The 5,441-nt window shown below is 72.4% G+C and carries 5 protein-coding genes; 4 read left to right on the plus strand and 1 reads right to left on the minus strand.

What is annotated here, in order from left to right:
• The 4 genes from A7A76_RS05405 to A7A76_RS05420 all read left to right on the plus strand — a co-directional run.
• A partial coding sequence (locus A7A76_RS05405; RefSeq protein ID WP_241200743.1) for a copper resistance system multicopper oxidase occupies positions 1-1,871 on the plus strand: 1,871 nt, incomplete at its 5' end.
• Positions 1,868-3,028 carry a copper resistance protein B gene (locus tag A7A76_RS05410; RefSeq protein ID WP_206410232.1) on the plus strand — a complete coding sequence of 387 codons (1,161 nt, stop codon included), beginning with the start codon at positions 1,868-1,870 and terminating at the stop codon, positions 3,026-3,028. The genes A7A76_RS05405 and A7A76_RS05410, both read left to right, overlap by 4 nt.
• A gap of 12 nt (positions 3,029-3,040) precedes the next feature.
• Positions 3,041-3,886 carry a c-type cytochrome gene (locus tag A7A76_RS05415; RefSeq protein ID WP_206410233.1) on the plus strand — a complete coding sequence of 282 codons (846 nt, stop codon included), beginning with the start codon at positions 3,041-3,043 and terminating at the stop codon, positions 3,884-3,886.
• 317 nt (positions 3,887-4,203) lie between these two features.
• Positions 4,204-4,632, plus strand: coding sequence for a hypothetical protein (locus tag A7A76_RS05420; RefSeq protein WP_206410234.1), 429 nt, complete (start codon positions 4,204-4,206; stop codon positions 4,630-4,632).
• Between the two features lie 28 nt (positions 4,633-4,660).
• Here the strand turns inward: A7A76_RS05420 and A7A76_RS05425 are convergent.
• A partial coding sequence (locus tag A7A76_RS05425) for a response regulator (protein WP_206410235.1) occupies positions 4,661-5,441 on the minus strand: 781 nt, incomplete at its 5' end.

Here is a 5,441-nt window from a genome sequence, read left to right on the forward strand (position 1 = left end):
CCCCGTTCGGCGCCCCCGCCGATCCCGGCCGCCGCCGCTTCGTCGCCGGCCTCGCCGCCGGCGGCGCCATCGCCGGCAGCGGCCTGTGGCGCAACGCCTTCGCCGCGCCGATGGCGCAGGCGCCGCGCGTGCTCAGCGGCACCGACTTCGCTCTCGACATCGGCGCCACCCAGGTCAACTTCACCGGCAAGGTGCGCCCCGCGGTCACCGTCAACGGCAGCCTGCCGGCGCCGATCCTGCGCTGGCGCGAAGGCGACACCGTGACCTTGCGCGTGGCCAACCGCCTGCGCGAAAGCATGACCTCGATCCATTGGCACGGTTTGATCCTGCCGGCCAACATGGACGGCGTGCCCGGCCTGAGCTTCGACGGCATCCGCCCCGGCGAGAGCTACGTCTATCGCTTCCGCGTCGGCCAGTCCGGCACCTACTGGTACCACAGCCATTCGCTGTTCCAGGAACAGGCCGGCCTGTATGGCGCGATCGTGATCGACCCGCGCGAACCGCATCCGTATCGCTACGACCGCGAGCACGTGCTGCTGCTGTCGGACTGGACCGACCTGGAACCGGCCGCGCTGTTCCGCCGGCTCAAGCAGATGTCGAGTTACGACAACTACTACAAGCGCACCGTCGGCGACGCGATCCGCGACGTCGGCGACAAGGGCCTGGCCGCGACCCTGCGCGACCGCGGCGAATGGGGCCGCATGCGCATGACCCCGACCGACCTGTCCGACGTCAACGGCCACACCTACACCTACCTGCTCAACGGCGTCACCCCCGCGGGCAACTGGACCGGCCTGTTCAAGCCCGGCGAGAAGGTGCTGCTGCGCTTCGTCAACGGCTCGGCGATGACCTACTTCGACGTGCGCATCCCCGGCCTGAAGATGACCGTGGTCGCCGCCGACGGCATGCCGGTGCATCCGGTCAGCGTCGACGAGTTCCGCATCGCGGTGGCCGAAACCTACGACGTCATCGTCGAACCCTCGGGCCAGGACGCGTTCACCATCTTCTGCCAGGACAACGCCCGCACCGGCTACGTGCGCGGCACCCTGGCCGTGCGCCAGGGCCTGGAAGCTGACGTGCCGCGCACCGATCCGCGTCCGCTGCTGACGATGCAGGACATGGGCCACGGCGGCATGGGCGGGCACGGCGGCCACGACATGTCTGCGATGAAAGGCATGGAAGGCGGCTGCGGCGCCAGCATGGGCGCCAGGCGCAAAGGCATGGAGGGCGGCTGCGGCGCCAGCATGGGCGCCAGGCGCAAAGGCATGGAGGGCGGCTGCGGCGCGAACATGAAGACCGCGAGCGCCGATGGTATGGACCACGCCGCGATGGGCCACGGCGGCATGGATCACGCCGCCGCCAGGCCCGGCGGCGACGACCGCCTGATCGACATGCGCGCGATGAGCGTGTCGCCCAAGCTCGACGACCCCGGCATCGGCCTGCGCGACAACGGCCGCAAGGTGCTGACCTATTCCGACCTGCGCAGCACCTTCGACGATCCCGACGGCCGCGAGCCCGGGCGCGAGATCGAGCTGCACCTCACCGGCCACATGGAGAAGTTCGCCTGGTCCTTCGACGGGCAGAAGTTCATGGGCGCCGAGCCGATCCGGCTGACCTACGGCGAGCGCCTGCGCATCGTCCTGGTCAACGACACCATGATGACCCACCCGATCCACCTGCACGGCCTGTGGAGCGACCTGGAGAACGAGCAAGGCGAGTTCCAGGTGCGCAAGCACACCGTCGACATGCCGCCGGGGACCCGCCGCAGCTACCGCGTGCGCGCCGACGCGCTCGGCCGCTGGGCCTTCCACTGCCATCTGCTCTACCACATGGAAGCGGGAATGATGCGCGAAGTGAGGGTCGAAGAATGAAGACCACCACTGCCCTGCCCCGCGCCGCGCTGGCCCTGGCGCTGTCGCTCGCCGCGATCGCGCAGCAGCGCGATAGCGCCGCGCAAACGCCGCAGGCCGCGCCGGCTGCGATGGATCATTCGGGGATGGACCACTCGCGGATGGATCATGCGCAGACCAACGGCGCGAACAAGAAAGCTCCGGCGAAGAAAACGGCCGCGCCCGCCGAGACGGCCGCGACGGACCACGCCGCGATGGGCCATTCGCCCGAGCCGGTCGCCGCGCAGGACGATGCCGACGCCGCGACCGATCATTCGACGATGGACCACGCGGCAATGAACCACGCCGCGCCGGCCAAGCCCGCAGGCGCGGCGATGGACCATTCGAAGATGGAACGCTCGCAGATGGATCATTCCGGAATGGACCACGCCGCGATGGGCCATGCCGCCGCGCCGCGCGCGCAAGCCCCGCGCGAACCGATCCCCGCCGTCACCGACGCCGACCGCGCCGCCGCGTTCCCGCCGATCAGCCTGCACATGCAGCACGCGCCCGAGTTCAACCGCATGGTGGTGATCAACCGCCTGGAAGCGGTCGACGCCGATCGCGGCAGCGCCCAGGCCTGGGAAGGCCAGGCCTGGTTCGGCAGCGACACCGACCGGCTGTGGCTGCGCAGCGAAGGCGAGCGCGAGCGAGGCCGCACCGAATCGGCCAATCTGGAGGCGCTGTACGGCCGCGCGATCTCGCCGTGGTGGGACGTGGTCGCCGGCGTGCGCCACGACTTCCGCCCGCAGCGCGGGCAAAGCTGGGCCGCGTTCGGCGTGCAAGGGCTGTCGCCGTACAAGTTCGAAGTCTCGGCCACCGCCTACCTGGGCGAACGCGGGCAGACCGCGCTGAACCTGGAAGCCGAGTACGAACTGTTGCTGACCAACCGCCTGATCCTGCAGCCGCTGGTCGAGGTCGAGTTCTACGGCAAGGACGATCCGCGCCGCGAAACCGGCGCCGGCCTGAGCACGGCCGAAGCCGGCCTGCGCCTGCGCTACGAGATCAGCCGCAAGTTCGCGCCGTATGTGGGCCTGAGCTGGGAACGCGCGTTCGGCGACACCGCCGATTACCGGCGCGCGCATGGCGAGCGGGTCGAAGACACCCGCCTGGTCGCCGGCGTGCGGCTGTGGTTCTGACGGAGGGCGGCCATGAACGCTCTCCTGAGAACCGGGCTGTGGCTCGGCGGCGCGGCCGTGGCCGCGGGCGCGATCGGCGCGGCGGCGCTGTGGGCCGGCATCTATGACGTCGGCGCCGACGCGCCGCATACCCGGCCGGTGTACGCCGCGCTCGAGTACGCGCGCGAACGCTCGATCGCGGTGCGCGCGCAGGCGCTGACGGTGCCGGCCGACCTCGACGACGCCGAGCGCGTGCGCCGCGGCGCCGGCAACTACGCGGCGATGTGCGCGGGCTGCCACATGAGCCCGGGCGCCGGCCCGAGCGAACTCGCGCGCGGGCTGTATCCGGCGCCGCCGAACCTGGCGCAGCGCGAAGTCGATGCCGCGTCCGCGTTCTGGACGATCAAGCACGGCATCAAGGCCTCGGGCATGCCGGCCTGGGGCGGCAGCATGGACGACGGCCACCTGTGGGATCTGGTCGCCTTCCTCGGCCGCCTGCCGTCGCTGGATGCGCAGGGCTATCGCGCGCTGGTCGCGCGCAGCGACGGGCATTCGCACGGCGGCGGCGAGGACGTGTCCGGACACGGCGGCATGCACGGGCACGCGCACAGCGGCGAAGGCGAACCTGCGCAGGCCGCGGCCGGCGAGGCGCATGCGCGCGGCGATGAGCCGGGCGATGCGCACAGCGTCGGGCATGGGCCGACGCGCATGCGCCCGGGCAAGGCGAGGTCGAGGCGAAGGCGGCGCCTGCGGCCAGGCAAACGCATCGCCACGACGACGGGCGATCGCATCGGCATTGACCCGGCGAGGCCGGCTCCGCTGCGCGGCGGGGCCGGTCGGGGGGCTTCCGGCGATCGGGAACGAAAGCTTCGGGCCTGAAGGCCCTCCCACAACAGCAGGGCCCGGTGAAGGCCCGGATGTAGGCCCGACGAAGCCCGACACAGGCCCCGACGCAGGCAACGATACAGGCCGCGATGCAGCCCATCGGCCCTTGCCGATGCCCATCGCCTTTGCCGGCGCCGGACGCCTGCGCTGTGGTGGGAGGGCCTTCAGGCCCGAAGCTCTCCTGCCAGCCGCCCTGCCCCGCTGAACCGCGCACCCGGTCGCACTCCCGCCCCGCCGCGCTCGGCTTGGGCCTGCGCAGGCGCGCGGCTATGATGTCCTGGACGCCATTCATCGCGGCCAGGGAGCCTGCCATGTCGATCAACTCCAAGGCCCGCCGCGACGCCAAGAAACGCAAACTCGAGCGCGCCCGCAGCGCCGCACCGGCCGCGGCCAATATCGAACCGCATGCCGAACTGCGCGACGCGCAGGGCCGCCTGCTCGGCGGCATCGTCCGCCGCGACGGCGAATGGACCCTGGGCCTGGGCGGCCGCATCGTCGGCGGCTCGGAAAGCGCCGCGCGGGTGCTGGCCCTGCTCGAGCGCGCCGCGGCCCTGCACCGGCGCGACGGCGCCCAGGTCAGCCTGGGCTGCTCCAGCGCCCTGCGCAGCGCGGCCGACCGCGAACTGGCCGAGCGCGGAGTGAGCTTCGAACAGTTCCGCGAGGAACTCGAGAAGGAGCTGGCGATCGATCCGCCGCCGTCGCTGCACCTGGTCGCCGACGCCAGCGGCGCGCGCCACTGACCGCCTCCGCGGCCGGCCGCCGCGCCGGCTAAACCCGCCGCGCCAGCGTCTGCCAGCGCCGCTGCATTCCCTCTAATTCGTCGATCAACTCGCGCACCGCCGCCGCGCAGTCGCGCAGCGGCTGCTGCGCGATCGCCGTCTCCAAGGCCTGCGCGCGCTGCGCCAGCGCCGCGTCGAACAGCGCGATCGCCCCGGCGCAGCGATGCAGCGCGTGCGCCAGCGCGGCGCGATCTTGCGCCCGCAGCGCCGCGGCGATGTCCTCGCGCTCGCGCGGCAGTTCGCGCAACAGCAGCGGCAAGGCCGCGCCCAAGGCGCCCAGCTCGCCGCCCGTCGCGGGGGCGTGCGTCGATGCGGCAGGCGCCGCCGGATCCGGCAGCCAACGCTGCAGCACGCGCTCCAGGTCCTGCAACCGCACCGGCTTGATCAGCCAATCGTCCATGCCGGCGGCGCGGCAGCGTTCGATCTGCTCGGGCAAGGCGCTGGCGGTGATCGCCACGATCGCCAGGCGCGCGCCGCCGCGGCGGGCCTCGTCGGTGCGAATCGCGCGCGCCAGTGCGTAGCCGTCCAGCTCCGGCATGCGGCAGTCGCTGAGCAGCAACCCGTAACCGCCGCCGTCCAGCGCCGCCAACGCCTCGCGCCCGTCGCCGCAGACCCGGCTGGCGTGGCCGAGTTCGAGCAGTTGCCGGCGGATCAGTTCGCGGTTGACCGGGCTGTCCTCAGCCACCAGGATCCGCGCGGCTGCGGACGCGGACGCGGGCGCCGGCGCGGCCGCGACGCGCGCCGGTTCGCCCGAACCGCCCGCCCCGGCC

Source organism: Lysobacter enzymogenes (assembly GCF_017168095.1).
Taxonomy (GTDB): Bacteria; Pseudomonadota; Gammaproteobacteria; order Xanthomonadales; family Xanthomonadaceae; genus Lysobacter; species Lysobacter enzymogenes_D.

Coding starts and splice junctions, on each gene's coding strand:
- A7A76_RS05410 (WP_206410232.1), top strand. CDS start 1,868: ATGAAGACCACCACTGCCCTGCCCCGCGCCGCGCTGGCCCTGGCGCTG.
- A7A76_RS05415 (WP_206410233.1), top strand. CDS start 3,041: ATGAACGCTCTCCTGAGAACCGGGCTGTGGCTCGGCGGCGCGGCCGTG.
- A7A76_RS05420 (WP_206410234.1), top strand. CDS start 4,204: ATGTCGATCAACTCCAAGGCCCGCCGCGACGCCAAGAAACGCAAACTC.